General features: G+C 71.5%; 21 protein-coding genes and 1 tRNA gene. 10 read left to right on the top strand and 12 right to left on the bottom strand.

Annotated elements, in window-relative coordinates:
* Positions 1–83 precede the first annotated feature (83 nt).
* The 3 genes from ACIQ7M_RS26605 to ACIQ7M_RS26595 all read right to left on the bottom strand — a co-directional run bounded on the left by ACIQ7M_RS26605 (position 84) and on the right by ACIQ7M_RS26595 (position 2,564).
* Positions 84–1,079 (bottom strand): polysaccharide deacetylase family protein, encoded by a 996-nt coding sequence (locus ACIQ7M_RS26605; RefSeq protein WP_403648750.1) that lies wholly within the window; start codon positions 1,077–1,079, stop codon positions 84–86.
* Positions 1,080–1,113: 34 nt separating this feature from the next.
* Positions 1,114–2,139 (bottom strand): glycoside hydrolase family 11 protein, encoded by a 1,026-nt coding sequence (locus ACIQ7M_RS26600; protein WP_403648747.1) that lies wholly within the window; start codon positions 2,137–2,139, stop codon positions 1,114–1,116.
* Between the two features lie 337 nt (positions 2,140–2,476).
* A tRNA-Leu gene (locus ACIQ7M_RS26595) sits at positions 2,477–2,564 on the bottom strand.
* Positions 2,565–2,751: 187 nt separating this feature from the next.
* Between ACIQ7M_RS26595 and ACIQ7M_RS26590 the strand changes: the two genes are divergently transcribed.
* The 3 genes from ACIQ7M_RS26590 (at position 2,752) to ACIQ7M_RS26580 (ending at position 5,760) form a co-directional block, all read left to right on the top strand.
* A complete protein-coding gene (locus ACIQ7M_RS26590; RefSeq protein ID WP_403648744.1) occupies positions 2,752–4,077 on the top strand; it encodes a M20/M25/M40 family metallo-hydrolase in 1,326 nt (441 codons plus the stop codon).
* A gap of 216 nt (positions 4,078–4,293) precedes the next feature.
* Complete coding sequence (gene chpH, locus ACIQ7M_RS26585; protein ID WP_386986593.1) at positions 4,294–4,527, top strand: chaplin ChpH; 234 nt, start codon at positions 4,294–4,296, stop codon at positions 4,525–4,527.
* A 213-nt stretch (positions 4,528–4,740) separates the two neighbouring features.
* Positions 4,741–5,760 (top strand): chaplin family protein, encoded by a 1,020-nt coding sequence (locus ACIQ7M_RS26580; RefSeq protein WP_403648741.1) that lies wholly within the window; start codon positions 4,741–4,743, stop codon positions 5,758–5,760.
* 192 nt (positions 5,761–5,952) lie between these two features.
* On the opposite strand, the gene ACIQ7M_RS26575 is transcribed toward ACIQ7M_RS26580, so the two are convergent.
* Positions 5,953–6,141: a DUF5703 family protein gene (locus ACIQ7M_RS26575; RefSeq protein ID WP_081223519.1), complete on the bottom strand. Its 189-nt coding sequence runs from the start codon at positions 6,139–6,141 to the stop codon at positions 5,953–5,955.
* A gap of 47 nt (positions 6,142–6,188) precedes the next feature.
* Here ACIQ7M_RS26575 and ACIQ7M_RS26570 point away from each other — a divergent pair, with 47 nt between their 5' ends.
* Positions 6,189–6,884: a hypothetical protein gene (locus tag ACIQ7M_RS26570; RefSeq protein WP_389848385.1), complete on the top strand. Its 696-nt coding sequence runs from the start codon at positions 6,189–6,191 to the stop codon at positions 6,882–6,884.
* Positions 6,885–7,207: 323 nt separating this feature from the next.
* Here ACIQ7M_RS26570 and ACIQ7M_RS26565 read toward each other — a convergent pair whose 3' ends face one another.
* Positions 7,208–9,439 (bottom strand): helix-hairpin-helix domain-containing protein, encoded by a 2,232-nt coding sequence (locus tag ACIQ7M_RS26565; RefSeq protein WP_403648737.1) that lies wholly within the window; start codon positions 9,437–9,439, stop codon positions 7,208–7,210.
* Complete coding sequence (locus ACIQ7M_RS26560) at positions 9,436–10,419, bottom strand: aldo/keto reductase (RefSeq protein WP_389848381.1); 984 nt, start codon at positions 10,417–10,419, stop codon at positions 9,436–9,438. Before ACIQ7M_RS26560 ends, ACIQ7M_RS26565 begins: the two co-directional genes overlap by 4 nt.
* A 144-nt stretch (positions 10,420–10,563) precedes the next feature.
* On the opposite strand from ACIQ7M_RS26560, the gene ACIQ7M_RS26555 reads away from it, so the two are divergent.
* Both ACIQ7M_RS26555 and ACIQ7M_RS26550 read left to right on the top strand, forming a co-directional pair.
* A complete protein-coding gene (locus ACIQ7M_RS26555; RefSeq protein ID WP_355764319.1) occupies positions 10,564–11,619 on the top strand; it encodes an LLM class F420-dependent oxidoreductase in 1,056 nt (351 codons plus the stop codon).
* A 227-nt stretch (positions 11,620–11,846) separates the two neighbouring features.
* Positions 11,847–12,635, top strand: a complete 789-nt coding sequence (locus tag ACIQ7M_RS26550; RefSeq protein WP_403648733.1) for a ferritin-like domain-containing protein — start codon at positions 11,847–11,849, stop codon at positions 12,633–12,635.
* 13 nt (positions 12,636–12,648) lie between these two features.
* On the opposite strand, the gene corA is transcribed toward ACIQ7M_RS26550, so the two are convergent.
* The gene (gene corA, locus ACIQ7M_RS26545) at positions 12,649–13,647 is read right to left on the bottom strand and encodes a magnesium/cobalt transporter CorA (protein WP_355764383.1); all 999 of its coding nucleotides are present in this window, start codon (positions 13,645–13,647) and stop codon (positions 12,649–12,651) included.
* 98 nt (positions 13,648–13,745) lie between these two features.
* Here corA and ACIQ7M_RS26540 point away from each other — a divergent pair, with 98 nt between their 5' ends.
* The 4 genes from ACIQ7M_RS26540 (at position 13,746) to mshC (ending at position 17,253) form a co-directional block, all read left to right on the top strand.
* A complete protein-coding gene (locus ACIQ7M_RS26540) occupies positions 13,746–14,432 on the top strand; it encodes a histidine phosphatase family protein (RefSeq protein WP_355764313.1) in 687 nt (228 codons plus the stop codon).
* Positions 14,433–14,547: 115 nt separating this feature from the next.
* Positions 14,548–15,138 (top strand): DUF3090 domain-containing protein, encoded by a 591-nt coding sequence (locus tag ACIQ7M_RS26535; RefSeq protein ID WP_355764310.1) that lies wholly within the window; start codon positions 14,548–14,550, stop codon positions 15,136–15,138.
* Complete coding sequence (locus ACIQ7M_RS26530; protein ID WP_389848373.1) at positions 15,102–15,929, top strand: SCO1664 family protein; 828 nt, start codon at positions 15,102–15,104, stop codon at positions 15,927–15,929. The genes ACIQ7M_RS26535 and ACIQ7M_RS26530 overlap by 37 nt, the downstream gene beginning before the upstream one ends.
* A 94-nt stretch (positions 15,930–16,023) precedes the next feature.
* Positions 16,024–17,253 (top strand): cysteine--1-D-myo-inosityl 2-amino-2-deoxy-alpha-D-glucopyranoside ligase, encoded by a 1,230-nt coding sequence (mshC, locus tag ACIQ7M_RS26525; RefSeq protein ID WP_403648729.1) that lies wholly within the window; start codon positions 16,024–16,026, stop codon positions 17,251–17,253.
* 97 nt (positions 17,254–17,350) lie between these two features.
* Here the strand turns inward: mshC and ACIQ7M_RS26520 are convergent, their stop codons facing one another.
* The 5 genes from ACIQ7M_RS26520 to glpK form a co-directional block, all read right to left on the bottom strand.
* Positions 17,351–17,968 carry a hypothetical protein gene (locus ACIQ7M_RS26520; protein WP_403648726.1) on the bottom strand — a complete coding sequence of 206 codons (618 nt, stop codon included), beginning with the start codon at positions 17,966–17,968 and terminating at the stop codon, positions 17,351–17,353.
* A 63-nt stretch (positions 17,969–18,031) separates the two neighbouring features.
* Positions 18,032–19,780: a S8 family peptidase gene (locus tag ACIQ7M_RS26515; protein ID WP_403648723.1), complete on the bottom strand. Its 1,749-nt coding sequence runs from the start codon at positions 19,778–19,780 to the stop codon at positions 18,032–18,034.
* A 327-nt stretch (positions 19,781–20,107) separates the two neighbouring features.
* Entirely contained in the window at positions 20,108–21,259 is a 1,152-nt protein-coding gene (locus ACIQ7M_RS26510) for a PAC2 family protein (protein ID WP_403648719.1), read from the bottom strand.
* Positions 21,260–21,607: 348 nt separating this feature from the next.
* Positions 21,608–23,224 carry an FAD-dependent oxidoreductase gene (locus ACIQ7M_RS26505; RefSeq protein WP_386989210.1) on the bottom strand — a complete coding sequence of 539 codons (1,617 nt, stop codon included), beginning with the start codon at positions 23,222–23,224 and terminating at the stop codon, positions 21,608–21,610.
* A 19-nt stretch (positions 23,225–23,243) separates the two neighbouring features.
* Positions 23,244–24,782 (bottom strand): glycerol kinase GlpK, encoded by a 1,539-nt coding sequence (glpK, locus tag ACIQ7M_RS26500; protein WP_403648715.1) that lies wholly within the window; start codon positions 24,780–24,782, stop codon positions 23,244–23,246.
* Positions 24,783–24,877 lie beyond the last annotated feature (95 nt).

Below are 24,877 nucleotides of genomic sequence, written 5' to 3'. Positions count from 1 at the left end.
GGCCCCGATCCGGTGATCGGGGCCCTCGCCCGCCGTGCTCGGTGACGCGGGGCGGCGCTGTTCCTCGGTGCGGTCCCGCCGGGTCAGCCCGCGGCGCAGGAGACCGTCGGCCACGTCCATGTGCCGTTGGTCTGAATGGTGACGCCGAAGGTGTTGCCGCTGCCGTTGGGTTTGGCCGTCAGGACCTGGGCGCTGGGGTAGCTCGCGCTGATGTTCCAGGTCGAGAGGATCTTCTCGGGCGCGGGCACGTTCATCGTCACGGTCCAGTTGCTCGATCCGGTGACGGCGACGTTGAGGTTGTACCGGTCGCTCCACTGCTGTCCGACGGACAGTGTCGCGGTGCACCCGCCACCGCCGCCACCGCCGCCCGTGCCGCCGCCGTCGGGCGCCACGGCGCGGCCGGTCCCCGGGGAGATCATCCCGGCGCACAGGCCGCGGGCGGCGAGACCCTGCGCGATGCGGGGGATCGCGGCGATCGTGTTGGCCGGCCAGTCGTGCATGAGGATGACCTGGCCGTTGGTGAGCCGGCCCGCCGCCTGCACGATCGCGTCGGTGCTCGCGCCGTTCCAGTCCTGCGAGTCCACGTCCCAGATGATCTCGGTCAGGCCGTACTTGGCCTCGACCGACTTCACCGTCGCGTTGGTCTCCCCGTACGGCGGACGGAACAGTTTCGGCGTCCCGCCGCCGGCGGCGGCGACGGCCTGCTGGGTCCGGGAGATCTCCGAGTCGATCTGTGCCTGGCTCTGCTGGACGAGATGCGGGTGGGTGTAGCTGTGGTTGCCCACCCACATGCCGGCGTCGACCTGGGCCCGTACCTGGGCAGGACTGGATGCCGCGTACTGGCCCTCGTTGAACATGGTGGCCCGCAGCCCGTTCTGCTTGAGGGCGTTGAGCAGGGTCGAGGTGGTGCTGGACGGCCCGTCGTCGAAGGTGAGTCCGACGTACCCGTTGCAGGTGGCGGCCCGCGCCGGTCCGGTGCCGAGGGCGAGGGTGCCCGCGGCGGCCGTCGCCACGACGGCCAGGCCCGTGATCAGCGTGCGTAACGAGCCGAGTCGTCCGGATCGCCTGCGGAATCTCATGCGAAGGCTCCTTCGGCCTTGTGGGGGCGGGGGGTCAGCTCGTGCTGCACGACACCGTGGGCCAGGTCCAGTTGCCGTTGGGCTGGACGGTGACGCCGAAGGTGTTGCCGCTGCCGTTGGGTTTGGCCGTCAGGACCTGGGCGCTGGGGTAACTGGCGCTGATGTTCCAGGTCGAGAGGATCTTCGCCGGGGACGGCAGGTTCATCGTCACGGTCCAGTTGCTCGATCCGGTGACCGTGACGTTCAGGTTGTAGCGGTCGTTCCACTGCTGGCCGGCGGAGAGGGCCGCCGCGCACCCGCCGGAGCCGCCGCCCCCGCCCCCGGATCCGCCGCCCGATCCCGCGTCGCCCACCGTGATGTTGGAGTTCCCGCTGCTCTGATAGCCCTCGGTGGCGAGGATCATGTAGTAGTTGAAGCTGCCCAGATTCATCCCGGCGCGGGCCCAGGCGTCGAAGTGGTTGCCGGTGGTGATGGTCCCGCCCGTGCGCTTCGACTGCCGGACGCTCCAGTACTGGTCGAAGGTGCGTGTGCCTTCGACGGAGGGCGCGTTGGTCCGCGTCGTCTTGTAGATGTCGTACGTGCCGCCGTCGGTGGTGACGGTGCCCTTGAACGTTCCCGTGGGCCGGTAGGTGCCCCAGTTGTCGACGATGTAGTACTCGACGAGCGGGTTGGACGTCCACCCGTAGAGCGCCAGGTAGGCGTTGCCGGACGGGTTGAAGGTGCCCGAGTAGGTCACGCTCCTGCGCCCGCCGTTGCTCCAGCCCTTGCCGGCGACGAAGTTCCCGGTGTTGCTCCACGAGGTGCTGTAGTTGCCGCCGGAGCCCAGGTTCATGGACACCGTCCCGCTGCTGTCGGTCCAGAACGAGTAGTAGTACCCGTTGTCGGTGCCGGTCTGGTTCGACGTGACGACCGTGTCGGCCCGTGCGGTCCCGGGCAGGGTCATCGCGGCCACGGCGACCAGCAGCATGGTGCAGACACCGCTGACGAGCAGCCTGAGGTGACGGAACGTCCCCGGGCGACCGCTGCGGCTGCCCGGCGGATGTGCGGATGCGTCGGTCATGTGCGTGTTTCCTCCTCGTTCTCGTGAGGTGACGCGCTGCGAATCGCCCACAGTGTTGAACTGGCCCTGTCAAGTGTCAATGGTTTCGGCACGATGGTCGAAACATTCGTCGGCCTCGATAGGGCGAAGGGAGGATGAAGTGCCTGCTCAGGCAGGCAGAGTGGCCCGTTCAGAAAAGACAGATCGTCGACGGTCCACCTGTCAAGATCAATGCAACCTCACAAGTCCTCGAAAGTTTCGAAGACTTCCCGAATCGTTCGGCGAGAGTGGAGGGCAGGGTGCGGCGGGCGGGGCGGGGTCCGGATACGCAAAAGACCCCACCGAAGTGGGGTCTCGCTGGTGTCCGAGGGGGGACTTGAACCCCCACGCCCGATAAAGGGCACTAGCACCTCAAGCTAGCGCGTCTGCCATTCCGCCACCCGGACAAGGTGTTTGTCGCGCGGGGTTTCCCTCGCGGCGACAGGTGAAACATTACCAGGCTTTGGAGGTGCCCCGATCACCCCCCGTCGCGGCGTGAACGGCGCGTGACGGACGGGGGCCGCCCTTGGGCGGGAGGGCGGGTGGGAGAGAGGATGAGGGTGACCACCAGCGGCGACAGCGGGAGGAACCAGCGTGAGCGAGAGCGGCAGGACCAGGAACGTCACGGGCGAGGACGAGGTCGTGGACCTCTGTCGCGAGCTGATCCGGATCGACACCAGCAACTACGGGGACCACTCGGGCCCGGGCGAGCGCAAGGCCGCGGAGTACGTCGCCGAGAAGCTCGCCGAGGTCGGCCTCGAACCGCAGATCTTCGAGTCGCACAAGGGCCGTGCCTCCACCGTGGCCCGCATCGAGGGCGAGGACCGCTCGCGGCCGGCGCTCCTCATCCACGGCCACACCGATGTCGTACCGGCCAACGCGGTGGACTGGACCCATCACCCCTTCTCGGGCGAGATCGCCGACGGGATGGTCTGGGGCCGTGGCGCGGTCGACATGAAGGACATGGACGCGATGACGCTCGCCGTCGTACGGGAGCGGATGCGCACGGGCCGCAAGCCCCCGCGTGACATCGTCCTCGCCTTCCTCGCCGACGAGGAGGCCGGCGGGACCTTCGGCGCCCGCCACCTGGTGGACAAGCACCCGGATCTCTTCGAGGGTGTCACCGAGGCGATCGGCGAGGTCGGCGGATTCTCCTTCACGGTCAACGAGAAGCTGCGGCTGTACCTCGTCGAGACCGCGCAGAAGGGCATGCACTGGATGAAGCTGACCGTGGACGGCACCGCCGGGCACGGTTCGATGATCCACAAGGACAACGCGATCACGGAGCTGTCCGAGGCGGTCGGTCGGCTCGGCCGGCACAAGTTCCCGGTGCGGGTGACGAAGACCCTGCGGCACTTCCTCGACGAACTCGGCGACGCCCTGGGCACCGAGCTCGACCCCGAGAACATGGACGAGACGCTCGCCAGGCTCGGCGGCATCGCCAAGCTCATCGGCGCCTCGCTGCAGAACACCGCCAACCCGACCCAACTGGGCGCCGGCTACAAGGTCAACGTGATTCCGGGCCAGGCCACCGCGCATGTCGACGGCCGCTATCTGCCGGGCTACGAGGAGGAGTTCCTCGCCGACCTCGACCGGATCCTCGGTCCCCGGGTCAAGCGTGAGGACGTGCACGCGGACAAGGCGCTGGAGACCGGCTTCGACGGTGCCCTCGTCGACGCCATGCAGACCGCGCTCTCGGCCGAGGACCCGATCGCGCGCGCCGTGCCGTACATGCTCTCGGCCGGCACCGACGCCAAGTCCTTCGCCGATCTCGGCATCCGCTGCTTCGGCTTCGCCCCGCTGAAGCTGCCCCCGGAGCTGGATTTCGCGGGCATGTTCCACGGAGTCGACGAGCGGGTCCCGGTGGACGCTCTCCAGTTCGGCGTGCGTGTACTGGACCGATTCATCGACGCGTCCTGACGGGGCGCCGGCGGCACGCCCCGCCCGGGCGTCGGCGGGCTGACCTGCCGAACCGCCCGGGAGGCGCGGGGTGTTGACGCCGGCATTCGCCCGTGCGTGCGGAGATCGCCCGGGACGGGTGAATGCGACCATAAGCCCATAGCTCTACTACTCCCTCCTCGTTACAGGTGTTGCGATCCGCTGCTTTGGACCGCGTTTTGCCTACCAGGAGGAATAATGATCAAGAAGATCGTCGCCGCCGCTGTCGCCACGGGCGGTCTGGTTCTCGCGGGTGCGGGTCTGGCCGCCGCCGACTCCGGTGCCCAGGGTGCCGCCGTGGGTTCCCCGGGCGTCGCCTCCGGCAATGTCGTTCAGGTGCCCGTCCACGTTCCGGTGAACGTCTGCGGCAACACGATTTCCGTGATCGGGCTGCTGAACCCCGCCTTCGGCAACGCCTGCTTCAACCACTGACGTCGCGCCTCATCCCATGAGGGGGATCCCCCGGGTCACCTCATGAGGGTCACTTCGTGAAGGTCTGAGCTCGTCCGCCCCGGAGTGCGCGCCATGCGCTCCGGGGCCGACCGGCTTTCCCGCGTACGCCCAGTGGTGTGCGTGTGCTCTCGATGGTCCACGTCCCAAGGACTGTTGGTCCACGTCCCAGGACTGAAGGCAGGGATTTCAGCTATGCGACAGGTCACCCGCAAAGGCCTGATGACCGTGGCGGCGGCCGGTGGTGTCCTCGCGGTCACCAGCGTCTCCGCGCACGCCGACTCGGGCGCGATCGGTTCCGCGTCGAACTCTCCCGGCGTGCTGTCGGGCAACACCGTGCAGGCGCCCGTGAACGTGCCGGTCAACGTCTGCGGAAACACCGTGAACGTGGTCGGGCTGCTCAACCCGGCGATGGGCAACACCTGTGTCAACCACGGCGGCGGAGGCGGTTCGTCCGCGGGCCGGGGACATCAGGGCGGTCACGGCGAGCGGGGCGGTCAGGCCGGCCGGACCCACTCCGGCGGCTCACGGGCCGGCGGCAGCGCCGCCCACTCGCCGGGCGTGGGCTCCGGCAACCACGTACAGGCGCCGGTCGACGCCCCCCTGAACGTCTGCGGCAACAGCGTGAACGTCGTCGGGATCGGCAACGCGGCGGGGGGCGACAGTTGCGCGAACGGAGGGGGCGAGGGCAGCCACCACCCCGGCCACCCGAGCCATCCCGGTCATCCGAGCCATCCCGGTCATCCGGGTCAGCCCGGACACCCGGGCCACCCCGGTCAGCCCGGACATCCAGGCCACCCTGCTCACCCTGGTCACCCTGGTCACCCGGGCCACCCTGGTCATGACGGTGACTGTGAGCACCCCGGTCACCCCGGGCACCCGGGTCAGCCAGGCCACCCTGGTCACCCGAGCCACCCTGGTCACCCGAGCCACCCTGGTCACCCCGGAACGCCCGGTCACCCCGGAACGCCCGGCAACCCCGGAACCCCCGGTCACCCGGGCACGTCCACCTCGGGCGGTGGCAAGCATCGTGCCGGTGCCGTGCAGGTCGGTGGGCCCGGCTCGCGGGCCGACGTGCGGACGCCGGCCGCGGACGGCGGCGCCGAGCTGGCCCACACGGGCAGTGAGCTGCCGGTCGGAGCGGTCGTACCGGCGGCAGCCGCCGCGCTGCTGGCCGGCGCCGTGCTCTACCGCCGGGCACGCGCCGCCGCGTGACGCGGAGACGTGGTCCAAGCCAGAGAAGTTGCGATGATCACATCGGGGAGTGGGGCGCAGACGTGTCCTCACGCCCGCAGGGCTGATCACCGCGCGGCACGGCCACGACCGGGGAGCTACGGCTTTCCCGTGACGTGAGTGACGGTGCGGGCCTCGCGCAGGCGGGGCCCGCACCGGTTCAGCGGCCGTCTGTCACCACGTGGCGCGTACCTGGCGGATGATCCGCCGGCGCAACCGCACTCTGCGGCTGCCGTCGCGGAGCAGGCTCAGGCGGTCCAACTCCCAGTGTCCGTACTCGGCATGGTCCGTCAGCAGACGTGTCGTCTCCTTGCGGGAGACCCCGCGAGGTACGTACACGTCGACAAATTCGTATTCCGGCATCGCATCTATTGTGCGGGCAGAGCCCCTGTACGGATAGCGTCTGCACTATGTCTGATGCTGTGCAGCCCACCGCTGCCGAGGTACGCGCCGCCGCAGAGGCTGTCAAGACCGCACTCGACCGTCACCTGGCCGCGGTCGAGCGCAGGACGGGCGATGACGACCCGGACGTCTACGAGGCTTTCAACGAGCTCGCCGCGGCGGCCGAGGAGTACGACGAGCTCCTCTACGACCGCTACGACGAGGTCACGCCCTTCGAGATCCCCGGCGGTGACGACACGCTGCCTCCGTACACCGGACCCGAGGAGCCGAACGCGCTCAGCGTGGTGATCCGCCGGGACTACGCGGTGGTGGAGCCCCAGCGGCTGCTGGCGCAGGCCCAGCGGGTGGAGGCGGTGGAGGAGGACGGCGCCACCGCCGACGAGGGCTTCGACGCGGCGGCCGGCACCGTTCACGGTGCGCTGGGGGTCCTTTTCGGAGAGTTCGAGCCCGATGAGATCGCCAGCCGGCACAAGGAGTTCGGACTGGAGGAGGGCGACTCCACGCTCTGGGTGACCGCCGCGGACGAACCGGCCGAGCCCGGTGAATGGCTGGAGACCCCCTTCGAGTCGATCGACCCGCAGCGGGTCGTCTGCCGCTTCGACGTCAGCGCGGTCTTCGACGAGGAGTCGGACGACGACGACCTGGACGACCTCGGCTCCGGCGCGGACATCGACTCCGTGGAGCGGCTGGACGCGGATCGCTGAGACGACCCGGCACGAAAGTGCCCCACGGGTGGCGGCCACCGGACTCCGGTGACCGCCACCCGTGCGTTCGAGCCTGACGGCCGCCGGGGCCCATGCTTGCCCGGTCTCACGGTCGCGCGGTCGGCCCAGCCGCCCGGTCTAACGGTTGCGCGGCCGCCCGGACACACCGACTCCCGGACCCACCGACTGCCCGGTCCCACGGCCGCCCGGCCTGCGGCTGCCCGAGGTCCCGCGGTCGGCCGGAGCCCCGAGGTCGACCGGAGCCCCTGGATCGACACAGGGTCCCGGCCCCTGGCCCCCAGCCGCGCGGGATCAGCCGATGGTCAGCCCGAAGCCGGAGCCTGCGCCTTCAGCAGGGCCTGTAGGCGGGTCGTGCGCGGCTTCTGCGGGATCTCGGCCACCGCGTGCGGCAGCGCCTGTTCCACTCCGTGCACGACGGACAGATGCCGCTCGGCCCGCCCGAAGGCCGTGTAGACCCAGGGCCGGGTCAGGGCCGCCGCGGCGTCCCCCGGCAGCACCACGACGACGGCCGGCCAGCGCAGCCCCACCGCCTGGTGCGCGGTGAGCGCCCAGCCGTGCCGCACGGTCTGCTCCACGCGCTCCTTCGGTACGACCACAGAGGTGCCCGAGCAGTCCAGGTGCAGCCCCTCGGCGTCGGCCCTCACCACGCGGCCCGGCAGCGAACGGCCCGGCGCGGGGGAGTGGACGATCCGGTCGCCCGGGTCGAAGCCGCCGAAGCGGCCGGGACCGGGGTTCAGCCGCTCCTTCAGGGCGGTGTTCAGTGCGCGGGTGCCGACCGGGCCGCCGTGCCCCGGGGTGATGACCTGGGTCTGCTCGGCCGGGACGCCGATCGCGCGCGGCACCGAGTCCGCGACGAGCTGAACCGTCCGGTGGACCGCCTCGCCCGCGTCGCGCACGGGGACGATCACCACCTCCTTGCCGGGCGCCTCGACCTGGTTGAGCTCGCCGATGCCGATCCCGGAGACCAGCTCACCGATGGGCCCGGGGTCGGGGGTCCGCGAGGCCACCTGCGGGCAGGCGCGGGCGGCGAGCAGGTCCGCGAAGACCCGGCCGGGGCCCGCGGACCACAGCACACCCGGATCACCGCTCAGCACGAGGCGCGCCCCGTCCGGCAGCGACTCCGCGAGCACGGCCGCCGTCTCGACGTCGAGCTGCGGCCCGTCCAGGACGACCAGGACGTCCAGGTCCAGGGCGCCGTCCGTGTCCCGGCCCGGTCCTTCGGCGCCGGAGAGAAGCCCGGCGACCGTGGCGGCTCCGGTCGCCTCGCCAACCGTGGGGCGGTCCGCGGCGTCGTCCGACGGCTCGTGCCGGGCGAGCCGGGCGGCGAAGCCGTCGCGGCCGCCGGAGGTGTGTGCGGCGGCCCAGCCGCGCAGTCCCAGCGCGCGGGCCGCGTGCAGCAGCGCCGCCGCCTCGGACCGCGAGGCCTCGCCGCCGGTGTGCAGCACCAGGCCGTGGGCGGCGACCGCGCGGATCAGCTCCCCGGCCGAGCGGGGAGCCGAGGCCGCTTCCCGCTCCCAGTCCGCGGCCGAACCGTCCTCCTTCGGCACCGAGTTCATCAGCCGGGCGAGTCCGTCGGCGAGGCTCTCCTCGGCCAGCGCGTACCGCTCCAGGCCGATCAGGATCCGCACCGGGCGCTCCTGCTCCTCCTCCGCGTCGTCGTCCGGGGCCGCCGCGGCCGGGGGAGCGGAGTCCAGCGCGTCCTGGAAGACCAGGGCCTCGCCCTCCGCGAGAGCGCTCTGCACGGCCCCGTCCGGGTCGGGAACCGAGCGCTGGGAGAGCGCCGCGATGAGGGCCGGGGCGTCCAGCGCGGTGTGACCGGCGGCGGCGGCCTGCTCCAGCAGCCACACGGTCAGCGCCGTGCCCCGGCGTTCGTCGTCCGGACCGCACTCCGCGCCGAGCAGCGCCCGGGCGAATCCGTCGGCCTGCTCGGGCCGCACCCCCGGCACCCGCAGCAACTGCCAGGGGTCCTCGCGGAGCGTGCCGTCCGCGCCCTCGCCCAGAACCGCGACGGCCTGAGCCGCGAGTCCCTCGGGGGCGCCGGCCCCGGCGAGCACGGCACGGACGGCGGCGACGGCCTCCGGCGGGGCGCCCGGTGCCGGTGCGGCCGGCGCCGCGAGCGGCTGAGGCCGCCGCACGGGCTCCGGGGCGGCCCGGCGCGGAGCGGGATCCGGCTCGCGGAAGGCGGTGGCCACGGGCTTCTCGCCGCTCTCCACGGCCCGCACCGCCGCGAGCAGGTCCGCGGCCGTGCCGCTGAGTTTGCCGCCGGCCTCGATCGGCGCCTGCTTCTCCGCCTTTCGCCGCTCGATCCGCTCCCGCTCCACACGCTGGGCCGCCAGCTCGGCGGCCGCCTCGGACACCTGCGCGGCCGCTTCGGCGGACCCGGTCCCCTCGGCGCCCGTGCCGTCGCCCTCGTCGCCGGAGCGCGCGTCCGCCCGGTCCACGTCCTCGCCCGTCGGCTCAGAGGCGCCGGCGGCCGTGTCCGCGCCCGGCGTCTCCGGCTCCGCGTCCTGAGTGGTCTCGGGCTCCGTGCTCACAGCGTGCTCCAGTCGTGATCGGGATAGTGGTGCACCGGGGCCGACACGTCGTCGAGCGCCCGGCAGATCTCGTCAGGAAGACTAAGCGTCTCCACTGACAACGCGGCCGCGAGTTGCTGTGCGTTGCGCGCGCCGACCACGGGGGCGACGACCCCGGGCCGGTCGCGGACCCAGGCGAGCGCCACCTGGAGCGGGGTCACGGCGAGACCGTCCGCCGCGATCGACACCGCCTCCACGACACCACTCGCCGTCTCGTCGAGATAGGGCGCCACGAAGGGCGCGAGGTGTTCCGAACCGCCCCGTGAGTCGGCCGGCGTCCCGGCCCGGTACTTGCCGGTGAGCACACCGCGCCCGAGCGGCGAGGAGGGCAGCAGGCCGACGCCGAGGTCGAGGGCGGCGGGCAGCACCTCCCGTTCGATGCCGCGCTGCAGCAGGGAGTACTCCATCTGCGTACTGGCCAGCCGGGTGCGTATACCGGGGGCCGAGAGCTGCCAGGTGGCGGCCTTGGCGAGCTGCCAGCCGCAGAAGTTGGACACGCCCGCGTAGCGCGCGCGACCGCTGCTGACGGCGAGGTCGAGGGCCTGGAGGGTCTCGTCGAGCGGCGTGTCGGGGTCGTAGGCGTGCACGTGCCACACGTCCACGTAGTCGGTGCCCAGGCGGGCGAGCGAGGCGTCCAGGGCCGACAGCAGATGACTGCGCGAGCCGTCGAAGCGGCGGTCCGGCTCGCGCACGCTCCCCGCCTTCGTCGAGATGACCAGGTCCCGGCGCGGAACGAGCCCTTCCATGAGCTGCCCGAGGAGATACTCGGCCTCCCCGTCGCCGTACACGTCCGCCGTGTCGACGAGGTTCCCGCCCGCTTCCCAGAACGTCTTCAAGAGGTCCGCGGCGTCATGCTCGTCGGTGTCCCGCCCCCACGTGAGGGTGCCGAGCCCGATCCGGGAAACACGCAGGCCGGTACGGCCGAGATGCCTCTGCTCCATGGACGCCGAGATTACTGTCCGGCACCGGCGGTGTGGGGGCCTGTGGACAACGGAAATCCAGCGGAATGCCGCTCCCCGCCGGGGGCGCCCGCACGCTAGGGTCTCGGGCACAAGGGACGTTACTGATCGGTAAGGGGATCGGCCATGCAGCTCGGCATCAATCTCGGCTACTGGGGCGCCGGAATGGACGCGGACAACCTCGCCGTCGCCCGGGAGGCCGACCGGCTCGGATACGCCGTCTGCTGGGCCGCCGAGGCGTACGGCTCCGACGCGGCCACCGTGCTGAGCTGGGTCGCCGCCCAGACCGAGCGCATCGACGTCGGTTCGGCCATCTTCCAGATCCCGGCGCGCCAGCCCGCGATGACCGCGATGACCGCCGCGACGCTGGACTCGCTTTCGGGCGGCCGTTTCCGCCTCGGCCTCGGCGTCTCCGGCCCGCAGGTCTCCGAGGGCTGGTACGGCGTCAAGTTCGACAAGCCGCTGGCCCGCACCCGCGAGTACGTGGAGATCGTGCGCAGGGCCATGACCCGCGAGCGGCTGTCGTACGAGGGTGAGCACTGGACCCTGCCGCTGCCCGGCGGTCCGGGCAAGCCGCTCAAGCTGACCGTGCACCCGGAGCGTGAGCACATCCCGCTGTACATCGCCGCGATCGGCCCGAAGAACCTGGAGCAGACCGGCGAGATCGCGGACGGCGCGCTGCTCATCTTCCCCTCGGCCGAGCACATCGAGGACACCGCGCTCACCCACCTGCGCGCGGGACGCGAGAAGGCCGGGAAGACGATGGAGGGCTTCGACGTCTGTCCGACCCTGCCGCTCGCCGTCGGCGCCGACAAGGACGTCCCCGCGCTCGCCGACATGTTCCGCCCGTACACCGCGCTGTACGTGGGCGGCATGGGAAGCCGCAAGCAGAACTTCTACAACCAGCTCGCGCAGCGCATGGGCTACGAGAAGGAAGCCGCCGAGATCCAGGACAAGTACTTGTCCGGCGACAAGGAGGGCGCCGCGGCCGCCGTCCCGCACACGCTGATCGACCAGACGACCCTGCTCGGCTCGGTCGACCGCATCGCCGACCGCATGCGGGCGTACGCCGCCGTCGGTGTCACCACGCTCACGCTGGCCCCCGCGGGCTTCACGCTGGAGGACCGGATCGCCTCGCTGCGGGCCGGCTCCGAGGCCCTGGAGCGGGCCGGACTCGCGTAACCCCGGCGGAATCGCCGCCGGGAGGTTTCTGCGGCCGTGGTGGGGGCTCGGGGGTCTTCCCCGCCACGGCCGTCACGGAGAACAACGCGCCGACGGCCCCTTGGTTACGCCTCCGGGCCCGCCGCGTCGTCCATCATTCGGCGGATTTGTCGGACACATCGGTTGCCGGGTCCCAGACAACCCATTTGACTCGTTTTCTGCACAACTCTGCAGAGAGGGTGTCAATCATGCTGTCCGCCAAGAGCCTGTTCCAGGAAATCCTCGACAACGACGAGTCGTACCGCCTCTTCTGCTCCATCGCCGCGAGCGGGGAGTCGCAGGGCGGCTGGGAGAACGCCCGGATCGCCGCACTGGTCCCGGAGAGCGAGCGCGCCCTCGCCCCCAAGATCGCCCGGCACGGCGCCGACGAGGACAAGCACGGACGCATCTTCAACGCCCTCATGAAGAAGCGCGGCCTCGAACCCGTCGAGGTGCCGCCCGACACCGACTACACGATGCTCCTGGAACGGCACGGCATCGGCCTCGCGCACGACAAGCTCAAGGGCGACCAGCCCCTCACCGTGCGGGACATCGTCACCTATCTGGCCCACAGCCGGGTCACCGAGCAGCGCGCCTCCGAGCAGATGGACCTGCTGCGCAAGCACTTCGCCGACCACCCCGACATCGGCCGCGCGGTGCGGATGATCTCGGCCGACGAGGACAACCACCTCGCCTACTGCCACGAGGAACTGCTGCGCTTCGCCCACGCCGGCCACGGCCGCGCCATCCAGCGCGCACTGCGCGAGTGCGCCCTCGCCGAGATCCGCATCTACCGCGACGTGAGCCTCGCCGTGATGGCCCACATGGGCCGCCTCCTCGGCTGGTCCCGGGCCAGGGCGGCCGTCCTGGCCGCGGGCATCCACGCCGTGTACGCCTACGAGCGCGCAGTGGGCTGGCGCCGGATGGTCACCCTGAAGATGCCCGAGCTGCGCGGCGCCCTGAACGGCCCCGCCACCACGGCACCGGAATTCGCCTGAACCGCGCGCGGACCTACAGCCAGCCCCGCCGCTTGAAGAGCCGGAACAGCGCGAACTCCAGGACGACCATGCCCCCGATCACCGCCGGATACGACCACAGCCAGTGCAGCTCGGGCATGTGATCGAAGTTCATGCCGTAGATCCCCGCGATCATCGTGGGGACCGCGGCCATGGCCGCCCACGCCGAGATCTTCCGCATGTCGTCGTTCTGCCGCACGCTCATCTGCGCCAGATGCGCCGACAGGATGTCGGACACGAGCCGGTCCAGGCTCTCCACGGACTCGTTGACCCGCAGCAGGTGGTCGTTGACGTCACGGAAGAAGGGCTGCGCCTCGCCGTCGACGAACGGCACGTCCGCCGTCTTCAGGCCCGAGCCCGCGAGCCGTGCCAGCGGCATCGCCAGCGGCACCGTCGCCCTGCGGAACTCCTGGACCTGCCGCTTGAACGCGTAGATCCGCGAGGCGGTGTGCCGCGAGCCGCCGAGATGGGGCGAGAAGACCTCCGCCTCCAGCTCCTCCAGGTCGGTGCCGAGCTCGGTCGCCACGTCCAGGTAGTGGTCCACCGTGGCGTCCGCGATCGAGTGGAGCACCGCCGTCGGCCCGTGCCGCAGCGTCTCCGGATCCGACTCCAACCGCTGCCGGACCGCCTTCAGCGGCGACTCCTCGCCGTGCCGCACGGTCACCACGAACGAGTCGCCCACGAAGACCATGACCTCGCCCGAGGTGACCGTGTCGCTCCGCGGCTCGTACGACACCGGCTTGAGGACCACGAACAGCGAATCCTCGTACACCTCCAGCTTGGGACGCTGATGGGCCTTGAGGGCGTCCTCGACCGCCAGCGGGTGGAGCCCGAACTCCTCCGTGACCAGGTCGAACTCCTTCTCCGTCGGCTCGTGCAGGCCGATCCACACGAACGCGTGGCCCCCGGCACGGCACTGCGCCAGGGCTTCGGAGAGGTCGTCGGCGCCCTCGGTCCGGCGGCCGTCACGATAGATGGCGCAGTCGACGATCACGGTGCGCATTCTCCCTTCGCCGTGGCCCCGTCGCACGCCGGGGGCCGCTTTCCACAGGGCCCGCCGCCTTCCCGGGCCGTCCGTTTACGCTGGGCCGCATGCCCACCCTGATCCTCGTCCGGCACGGACGCTCCACCGCCAACACCGCGGGACTCCTCGCCGGCTGGACGCCCGGCGTCGCGCTCGACGAGCGCGGTACTCAGCAGGCTTCGGCCCTGCCCGGCCGACTGGCCGGGCTGCCGATCGCCGAGGTCGTCACCAGCCCCCTCCAGCGCTGCCAAGAGACCGTACAGCCCCTGCTCGAGGCCCGCCCCGAGGTCCCCGCGCACACCGAGGAACGCATCGGGGAGGCCCACTACGGCGACTGGTCGGGCCGCAAGCTCGCCGAGCTCAAGGACGAGCCGCTGATGGACGTCGTCCAGTCGCATCCGTCCGCGGCCGCGTTCCCGGGCGGCGAGTCGATGCGGGCCATGCAGACCCGCGCCGCCGAAGCGGTACGCGAGTGGAACGCGCGCGTGGAGCGCGACCACGGCGGTGACGCGGTCTACCTCATGTGTTCGCACGGCGACATCATCAAGTCGCTCGTCGCCGACGCACTCGGACTTCATCTCGACCTCTTTCAGCGGATCTCTGTGGAACCGTGTTCCATCACCGCGATCCGTTACACCCGCCTGAGGCCCTTTCTCGTGCGTCTCGGGGACACCGGTGATCTCGCCTCCCTGGCCCCGCGCGAGGAAACCCCGGAGGGCGACGCACCGGTCGGAGGCGGTGCGGGCGCACCGTGATCGTCGGCCGCAGTAGGGTGAAGCGGTCGAACCAGCACAGTAGTTGTCAACCCGTTCTCAGCCGACGCGGGCCGATGGCCGCCCGGCTCCCCTGCCGATTCAATGGAGACAGGACGTGTCCCGTCAGGTGTTCCTCTACGACCCCCCGGACCGCTTCGTGGCCGGTACGGTCGGGTTGCCCGGACGCCGTACCTTCTTCCTGCAGGCAACCTCCGGCCCCCGGGTGACGAGCGTGGCCCTGGAGAAGACCCAGGTCGCCGCGCTCGCCGAGCGCATGGACGAACTCCTCGACGAGGTCGTCCGGCGCACCGGAGGCAGCGCCCCGGTCCCCGCGATGGCCTCCACCGAGGTCTCCGACACCGCCCCCCTCGACACCCCGGTGGAGGAGGAGTTCCGGGTCGGCACCATGGCGCTGGCCTGGGACGGCGAGGAACAGCGCATGATCGTCGAGGCGCAGGCGCTCGTGGAGGTCGAGGCGGAGTCCGACGAGGACCTCGCCGAGGCCGAGGAGCGGCTGCTCCAGGACGAGGAGAACGGCCCGCCCATGCTCCGGGTCCGGCTCACCGGAGCCCAGGCCCGCGCCTTCGCAAAACGGGCCCTCGACGTCGTCAACGCCGGCCGGCCCCCCTGCCCGCTGTGCAGCCTCCCGCTCGACCCGGAAGGACACGTATGTCCGCGCCAGAACGGATACCGTCGCGGAGCGTGACGACCGCCGAGCTGCTCGCCCGGGGCGAGCTGAAGGTGCGCGGACGGATCCGCGAGGCCTCGAACGCGGTGCTCTACTGCTCCGTGTCCTACGAGGACCGTGAGGCATTCTGCGTCTACAAGCCCGTCGCCGGGGAACGGCCGCTGTGGGACTTCCCCGACGGCACGCTCGCCCAGCGCGAGGTCGCGGCCTACGAGGTCTCCGAGGCGACCGGCTGGGGGCTCGTGCCCACCACCGTGCTGCGCGACGGGCCGTACGGCGAGGGCATGTGCCAGATGTGGATCGAGCCGTCGGCCACCGAGGACGGGGACGGGCTGCTCGCGCTCGTGCCGGGCGAGGAACCCGCCGAGGGCTGGAAGGCCATCGGATTCGCCGAGGTCGGCGAGGGCGAGACGGCCCTGCTCGTGCACGCCGACGACGCCCGGCTGCGGCGCCTCGCCGTCCTCGACGCCGTGATCAACAACGCCGACCGCAAGGGCGGCCATCTGCTGCCCGCGCCGGAGGGCCGCCTCTACGCCATCGACCACGGGGTCACCTTCAACGCCGAGAACAAGCTGCGCACCCTGCTGTGGGGATGGGCCGGGGAGCCGCTCACGGACGAGGCCCTCCAGGTCCTGGCCTCCCTGCGCGAGGGCCTGGCCCCGGGCGCACCCCTGGCCACCCGCCTGGCCGAACTCGTCACCCCCGCCGAGACCGAGGCCACACGCGCCCGGGTCGAGGGCATGCTCGCCTCCGGAAAACACCCGGAACCGAGCGGCGACTGGCCCGCGATCCCCTGGCCCCCCGTGTAGCGCGCCGCCGCGTCCACACCGCGCGACACGTTCTTGCCGACGTCAGTTCATGCCCAGTTCGTATACGGAAGTCCCGTCCGGTTAGGCTCATGACATGTATGCCTGGCCCGCTTCTGAGGTCCCCGCCCTGCCTGGTGAGGGCCGCGACCTCCGGATCCACGACACCGCGACCGGTGGGCTCGTGACCCTCGACCCCGGTCCCGTCGCCCGTATCTACGTGTGCGGCATCACGCCGTACGACGCCACCCACATGGGACACGCGGCGACCTACAACGCGTTCGACCTGGTGCAGCGCGTGTGGCTCGACACCAAGCGGCAGGTTCATTACGTCCAGAACGTGACGGACGTCGACGACCCGCTGCTGGAGCGGGCCGAGCGCGACGGCGTCGACTGGGTGGGACTCGCCGAGAAGGAGACCGCCCTCTTCCGCGAGGACATGACCGCCCTGCGGATGCTGCCGCCGCGCCACTACATAGGCGCCGTCGAGGCGATACCCGGCATCGTGCCGCTCGTCGAGCGGCTGCGCGACGCCGGAGCCGCCTACGAACTCGAAGGCGACGTCTACTTCTCCGTCGAGGCCGACCCCGACTTCGGCAAGGTGTCCAACCTGGACGCCGCCACGATGCGCCTGCTCTCCGCCGAACGCGGCGGCGACCCGGACCGGCCCGGCAAGAAGAACCCCCTCGACCCGATGCTGTGGATGGCCGCCCGCGACGGCGAGCCGAGCTGGGACGGCGGCTCACTGGGCCGCGGCCGCCCCGGCTGGCACATCGAGTGCGTCGCCATCGCCCTCGACCACCTGGGCATGACCTTCGACGTCCAGGGCGGCGGCTCCGACCTCGCCTTCCCGCACCACGAGATGGGCGCCTCGCACGCCCAGGTGCTGACCGGCGAGTTCCCCATGGCCAAGGCGTACGTCCACGCCGGCATGGTCGCGCTGGACGGCGAGAAGATGTCGAAGTCCAAGGGCAACCTCGTCTTCGTGTCCCGGCTGCGGCGTGACGGCGTCGACCCCGCCGCCATCCGGCTCGCGCTGCTCGCGCACCACTACCGGTCCGACTGGGAATGGACGGACGCCGTCCTCGAAGAGGCCGTCGCGCGCCTGGCCGACTGGCGGGCCGCGGTGTCCCGTCCCGACGGGCCGTCCGCCGACGCGCTCGTCGGGGAGATCCGCGCCGCGCTCTCCGAGGACCTCGACGCGCCGGCCGCGCTCGCCGCGGTCGACCGCTGGGCCGCGCTCCAGCACGAGACGGGCGGCACCGACGAGGGCGCCCCCGGCGTCGTCTCGCGGGCCGTCGACGCCCTCCTCGGCGTCGCCCTGTAGAACCTCGTCCCGCCTCGCTCCCACGAGCGCGGCGCGACACCCGAGTGCCGGGCGGAGATCCTCCGCCCGGCACTCTTCGTGTTCCTGGAACCCCCGCCTACCGGGTCACGATGACGGACTGGAGGGCACCGGTGCCGGTGTCGTAGATCCCGTGGACCTGCTGCCCGTAGGCGAAGGCCCTCTGGACCACGTCGTGGGTGACCGGGTCGGGGTGCACGAGCCGGCGCCAGCCGTTGTCGATGAACAGGTACAGCGCCCGCGGCTGGCCCGGGAGCGGGGTCACGACGTCCTGGAAGTGCTGGGCCGTGCCGATGGCCAGCGCCCGGGTCTCGACGGCGCTCGGCAGGATCAGCGGCTCACCCTGCTGGACCTGCTGGACCTGCTGGTGCTGCTGTCCACCGAGCTGCTGGAGCAGTTGCTGGAACGGCTGCTGCCGGCCGAGCTGCTGGAGCTGCTGCTGGAGGTGCTGCGGAACCTGCTGCCCGATCTCGTGCCGGTCGAAGGGCTGCTGGATCTGCTGCCCGATCTGCATCTGACCGGCCGGCATCTGCTGACCGATGGGCATCTGTCCGAACGGCGTCTGCTGGTGGATGGGCATCTGCTGTCCGAACGGCTGCTGTTGGGCGATGCCCTGCTGCTGGTACGGCGACGTGCTCGGGTACTGCTGCTGACTCTGCTCCTGACCCTGCTGGCTCATCTGCGGGATCACGCTCATGCGGGGTGCCACCTTCCATCCATGGTTGGTTGCGTTCCGTCCCGGTCCGGTGGGACCACGTCCTCAGCCCGTGACGACCAGGCCGACGATGTCGTCGTCCGAGAACCAGACCCGTACATCGGGCCGTCCCGCCGCGAAGGCGGCGTGCACCGCCTGCCGGATCTCGGGGGACGGGTGGTCGAGGTTGCGCCAGGCGCCGGACACGTACAGCCGGAGCCTCGGCGGGAGTTCGTGCGGATACGGCAGCAGCTCGTCCCAGTACCGCTCGGCACGGCCCGAGCCGACCGCCTCCGGCAGCAGCCGGGTGACCGCCGCCTTGATGTCCGGCCGGCTGCCGATCCGCTGGGAGGCGGGCCTGCCCGGCGCGTCCTGCTGCGGGGAACCCGTGCCCCGCAGCAGGACACGCGCACGTTCCGGGGACATCGGCGGCCGGCCCGCGGCCTTGAGCATGCCCTGCAGCGCGGCCAGGGCGCCGACCACCACCGGGGAGGCGGAGGAGGTCCCGGAGAACGTGTCCGTGTACCAGGTGATCTCCTCGGCCCCGCCCTGCAGATCGCCGGGCCGGTCCCAGAAGCCACCGGTGGTCGTGACCTCGCGTCCCCAGCCCTGGGCGTCCACGCGGGCGCCGTAGTTGGAGAACGCGAGCCGTGAACGGTCCGGCCCGTGGTCGCGGCCGTGGGTGCCGGGCGGCGGCGCGCCCGCGCCGACCAGGATCGCCCCGGAGGACGGGTTGGAGGGGTTGAAGGGATTGCGCCACCACTCGGGGAACTCCGCCGGCCGGCGTTCGTAGAGCGCGTCGTCCAGCGACTCGCCGCCGTTGCCGGCGGCCGCCACCACGAGGATGCCCCGGGAGGTCGCGTCCTGGACGGCCGCGAAGTCGTCGGGCCACCACTCGAGCGCGATGTAGCCCTCCTGGCTGTCGCGCTCCTCGAAGTCGAACCGGGGTCCTGGAGCGTGCAGTTCGACCAGGATGATGTCGCCGGGACCCAGCCGTTCCGCCGCCGCGTGGATTGCCGCGGCCGTCCCGATGCCCCGGAACGACGCGGCCGCCGTCACGGCCTCCGGCACGATGCCGGTGATCCCGCGCTCGTTGCGGTCGCCGCCGAGCACGCCGATGACCGCGGTGCCGTGGTTGCGCCAGGCGAGGTCCGTGTGCGGCGTGCCGACGACGACCCCGGCGAGCTTCGACGCCAGGTCCTCGTGTCCGAGCTGCCAGGCGCCCTCGACGTCGATCACGGTGACGCCCCGGCCCGTACCGCCCGGCCGCTGCCACGCCCAGTACGCGTCGACGCCCTCGGGCGCCGGCCGCAGGTAGCCCTGCCTGCTGGTGAAGTCGGGGGTGACCGGCGCCCCTTCCTTCAGCCGTGGGCCGTCGTCGGTGCTCCGGCCGGTCCACGTCGCCGGTTCCGGGGTCGCGGGAACGGCACCGGGCTTCACGTACGCCGCGTCGATCCCCGGCAGCGCGGCGATCCGGGCCCGCAGTTCCTGGGCGCGGCTGCGCGCGCCGCGCAGTCGGTAGAAGAGCGCGAGGTCGGGTCCGCTCCCGGTGCCCGCCTCCGTGGACTGCCGGAGCCGGTCCTCGCTGCCGAACAGCGGCTCCAGGACGAGCTGTTCGTCGCTGAGGAACATGTCGAGGGCGGAGACGTCGGCGCCCGCCGCCGACCGGACACCGTCGGCCCGTGCGCGCAGCCTGGCCTCCGGGCGGGCGACGACGATCAGCTCCTGCTCGGCTCCTCGGTAGGTGAATCCGGCTCCGTCGGGCCCCGGCCCGGTCGTTCCCGGGCCTCGCGCCGGCTGTACCTGGTCGGTCATCGCGTACCGCTCCCTTCGATCCCTGGGGTGCCGGTCCCTGCGTGTGCCGTACGCCGCACAACCTGGCACGCCCTCGGCATCCCGTCCACCCCGAATTCGCCAACTTGGTTTGAAAACAAGTTGAATTGGGCAACGTGTGCAATCCGTCCTGAAACAGATGTCACGCCGAATTCACGCCAAAGGCCAAGGAGACGGATGTCATGCCGTGGGACGGCAGCGGTGAGCCGGAAGGGCGGGGCACGCGGAAGGGGCGGTACGCGTCACGCGTACCGCCCCTTCCGCCCGTCTGTCGGGCGCTGGCCTCGATCCCGTGGCCCGGCCGGGAGTTCAGTCCTCCGAGGAGTCCGTCCCGTCCGAGGTGTCCGGCGTGTCACCGGACCCGGATTCCGGCGCGCCGGGCGGGTCCGAAGAGCCCGAGGAGTCCTCGGAGCCCGGTGCACGGTCCTGGGCGTCCGCGCCGGCGCTGTCGCCCTGGCCCGTCGCCTTCCGCGGATCCCCGGTCCCGGTGTCCTGACCGGTGTCCGACTCCGGGCGCTGGGGCACCGACGGCCGGCCGCGGCCGCCGGGGGTGTCGCGCAGGTACGAGGCCGGCTCGCCGCTCTCCGTGGCGTGGCCCGGGGACCCCGCCGTCGGTCCGCCGCCGTCCCTGCGGCGCAGATAACGCTCGAACTCGCGGGCGATCGCCTCACCGGACGCCTCCGGGAGCTCGGCGGTGTCCCGGGCCTCCTCCAGCGTCTGCACGTACTCGGCGACCTCACTGTCCTCGGCGGCGAGCTGGTCGACGCCGAGCTGCCAGGCCCGCGCGTCCTCGGGCAGCTCGCCCAGCGGAATGCGCAGGTCGATGAGGTCCTCCAGGCGATTGAGCAGCGCCAGCGTCGCCTTCGGGTTGGGCGGCTGCGACACGTAGTGCGGTACGGCCGCCCACAGGGACACGGCGGGTACGCCCGCGTGCGTGCACGCCTCCTGGAGGATGCCGACGATGCCCGTGGGGCCCTCGTACTTGGTCTCCTCCAGATCCATCGTGCGGGCCAGGTCGGAGTCCGAGGTGACACCGCTGACCGGCACCGGACGGGTGTGCGGGGTGTCGCCGAGCAGGGCGCCCAGGATCACCACCAGCTCCACGCCCAGTTCGTGCGCGAAGCCGAGCAGTTCGTTGCAGAACGAGCGCCAGCGCATCGACGGCTCGATGCCCCGGACCAGCACCAGGTCGCGCGGCTTCTCGCCGCCGATCCGGACCACCGACAGACGCGTGGTCGGCCAGGTGATCTTGCGGACGCCACCGTCCAGGAACACGGTGGGGCGGTTCACCTGGAAGTCGTAGTAGTCCTCGGCGTCCAGCGCCGCGAACACCTCGCCCTTCCATTCCCTGTCCAGGTGCGCGACCGCGGCGGAGGCGGCATCGCCGGCGTCGTTCCAGCCTTCGAACGCGGCCACCATGACTGGGTCGATCAGCTCGGGAACCCCCTCCAGCTCGATCACCCAGCGCCTCCTTCCGATCTGCCCTCGCGTACGCCTCAACCTTACGGCGTGCCGAGGGGACCTCCGCAGCCCCCTTGCACGGGGGAGTGAACGGATCACTGCCCCGTCGAAGGCCCGGAAACACGCGAGCCCGCCACCGCCTCCCGCGCTCCCGTCCCGGCCGGCCCCCGCCGACTCGCCCTCCAACTCGACCGCCGGTCGCGAGCGTTGCCGTGCGGGAAGCGGCCTCGGAGCACCCGGCTCCCGCACGGCGGAGAGCGGCGGCGCCACCCCCGTGGAAGTCGCCCCCGTACGGGAAGAGGGGCGGCACCCCCCGTGGGAGCCGCCCCTCGTCCGTCCGCCGGACGCCTACTTGCCGTCGAGCAGGTCCTGCACCTTGCCGCGGACCTCGTCCGTGGCCAGACCGCGGATCGTCAGTGTCGTACGGCGGCGCAGTACGTCGTCCGCCGTCTCGGCCCACTCGTTGTCCCGGGCGTAGACGACCTGCGCCCAGATCTCCGGGGCGTCCGGGTGGACGCGCTCGCCGAGCGCCGGGTTCTCGTTCGCCAGCCGGGCGATGTCGAAGGCCAGCGAGCCGTAGTGGGTGGCCAGATGCCGGGCCGTGTCGGCGGCCATGCGCGGACCGGGAGCCGGTCCGTCCACCAGCAGGCGGTGGGCGACCGCGCGCGGGTTGGCGACACCGGGGAGCGGCATCCGCTTCGGCAGTTCGGAGATCGGCTCGAAGTCCTCGCCCAGCGGGTGGCCGGGCAGTGACTCCAGCTTCTTCATGACGGTCCGGCCGATGTGCCGGAAGGTGGTCCACTTGCCGCCCGCGACGGACAGCATGCCGCCGCGGCCCTCCGTGACGACCGTCTCGCGCTTGGCCTTCGACGTGTCGCCGGGACCGCCGGGCAGCACCCGCAGACCGGCGAAGGAGTACGTGATCAGGTCGCGCGAGAGCTGCTGGTCGCGGATGGAGAACGCGGCCTCGTCGAGTATCTGGGCCGTGTCCTTCTCGTTGACCGAGACGTCCGCCGGGTCGCCCTCGTACGCCTCGTCGGTGGTGCCGAGCAGCAGCATGTCCTCCCAGGGGAGGGCGAAGGTGATGCGGTACTTGTCGATCGGGGTGGCCAGCGCCGCCTTCCACGGGGAGGTGCGCTTCAGGACCAGGTGCGCGCCCTTGGACAGACGGATCGACGGAGCCGCGTTCGGGTCCTCCAGCTTGCGCAGGTGATCGACCCACGGGCCGGTCGCGTTCAGCACGAGACGGGCGTTCACGCCGAACTCGTCGCCGGACAGCCGGTCCCGCAGCTCGGCACCCGTCACCCGGCCGCGGGTGAAGCGAAGGCCCGTGACCTCGGCGTGGTTCAGCACCGCCGCCCCCGACTCGACGGCCGCGCGGACCGTCATGAGGGCCATGCGGGAGTCGTTCATCTGGTCGTCGCCGTACACGGCCACGGCCTTGAGGTTGTCGGTGCGCAGCTCGGGCACGTCCTGCGCGGCCTTGGAGGGGCTGAGCAGGTGTCCCACGCCGTCACCGAACGCCGACAGCGCGGAGTAGGCGAAGACGCCCGCTCCGAGCTTCGCCGCGCCGTGCGGCCCGCCCTTGTACACGGGGAGGTAGAACGTGAGCGGATTCGCCAGGTGGGGTGCCACCTGACGGGAGACCGCACGGCGCTCGAAGTGGTTCTCCGCCACCAGCTTCACCGCGCCGGTCTGCAGGTAGCGCAGACCGCCGTGGAGGAGCTTGGAGGACGCGGAGGAGGTGGCGCCGGCGAAGTCGCCGGCGTCGACCAGAGCCACCCGCAGCCCGGACTGCGCGGCGTGCCAGGCGGTGGAGATGCCCAGGATGCCGCCGCCGATGACGAGGAGGTCGTACGTCGCCTTGGAGAGCTGCTCCCGGGTCTCGGCGCGGCTCGGGTTGGAGCCGGAGGCCGGGTGCGTACCGAGGGCAGGCACGGACTGCAGGGTGGACTGGCTGGTCATTGCGGGTTCTTACTCCTCGTCAGTTCTCGTCTTCGATCCAGCCCATGGTCCGCTCGACGGCCTTGAGCCAGCTCTTGTACTCACGGTCGCGGACGTCCGCGTCCATGTTGGGGGTCCATTCCGCGGCCCGGCGCCAGTTGGCGCGCAGGTCCTCGGTGTTGGTCCAGAAGCCGACGGCCAGACCGGCGGCGTAGGCGGCGCCGAGGCAGGTGGTCTCGGCGACCATCGGGCGCACCACGGGTGCGTCCAGGACGTCGGCCAGGGTCTGCATCAGCAGGTTGTTGGAGGTCATGCCGCCGTCGACCTTGAGCGCCGTGAGCTCGACGCCGGAGTCCTTGGTCATGGCGTCGCTGATCTCACGGGTCTGCCAGGCTGTGGCCTCCAGGACGGCGCGCGCGATGTGCGCCTTGGTGACGTACCGGGTCAGGCCGGCGATCACACCGCGGGCGTCGGGACGCCAGTACGGGGCGAACAGGCCGGAGAAGGCCGGCACGAAGTAGGCGCCGCCGTTGTCCTCGACCGAGGACGCGAGCGTCTCGATCTCGGCGGCGGACTGGATCAGGCCCATCTGGTCGCGCATCCACTGCACCAGCGAGCCGGTGACGGCGATGGAGCCTTCCAGGGCGTAGACCGGCTCCTGGTCGCCGATCCGGTAGCCGACCGTGGTCAGCAGGCCCGAGTACGAGTTGATGATCTTGTCACCGGTGTTCATCAGCATGAACGTGCCGGTGCCGTACGTGGACTTGGCCTCGCCCTCGGCGAAACAGGTCTGGCCGAACAGGGCCGCCTGCTGGTCGCCGAGCGCGGAGGCGACCGGGATGCCGCCGAGCAGCTCGCCGAGCGGGCCGCCGGTGACCTCGCCGTACACCTCGGCGGAGGAGCGGATCTCGGGCAGCATCGCCAGCGGGACACCGATCGACTCGGCGATCTTGTCGTCCCAGGCCAGGGTGTGCAGGTTCATCAGCATGGTGCGCGAGGCGTTGGTGACGTCGGTGACGTGCTTGCCGCCGTCGGGACCGCCGGTCAGGTTCCAGATGACCCAGGTGTCCATGGTGCCGAAGAGGATGTCCCCGGCCTCGGCGCGCTCGCGCAGGCCCTCGACGTTGTCGAGCAGCCAGCGCGCCTTGGGTCCCGCGAAGTACGACGCGAGGGGCAGGCCGGTCTCGCGGCGGAAGCGGTCCTGGCCGACGTTGCGGCCGAGTTCCTTGCACAGCGCGTCGGTGCGGGTGTCCTGCCAGACGAGCGCGTTGTGGACGGGCTCACCGGTGTTCTTGTCCCACAGCAGCGTGGTCTCACGCTGGTTGGTGATGCCGATGGCCTTGATGTCGTCACGGGTGATGCCGGCCTTCGAGATGGCTCCGGCGACGACCTCCTGGACGTTGGTCCAGATCTCGGCGGCGTCGTGCTCGACCCAGCCCGGCTTCGGGAAGATCTGCTCGTGCTCCTTCTGGTCGACGGAGACGATGCGTCCGTCGCGGTCGAAGACGATGCAGCGCGACGAGGTGGTGCCCTGGTCGATGGCGGCGATGAAGGGGCCGGCGGTGTGTGCGTCGGTCACGGTGTGCTCCTGGTGTCCGTGGGAGAGGGGCTGTATACGGCGCGGTGCTTCAAAGCGGTGCTGTGCGGCTCATGGTGCATGGGGCGCGGCTTCCA

Source organism: Streptomyces sp. NPDC096324, assembly GCF_044763015.1.
Lineage (GTDB): Bacteria > Actinomycetota > Actinomycetes > Streptomycetales > Streptomycetaceae > Streptomyces.
The sequence above is the reverse complement of the archived record's forward strand: the minus strand, read 5'-3'. Positions and strand labels throughout refer to the sequence as shown.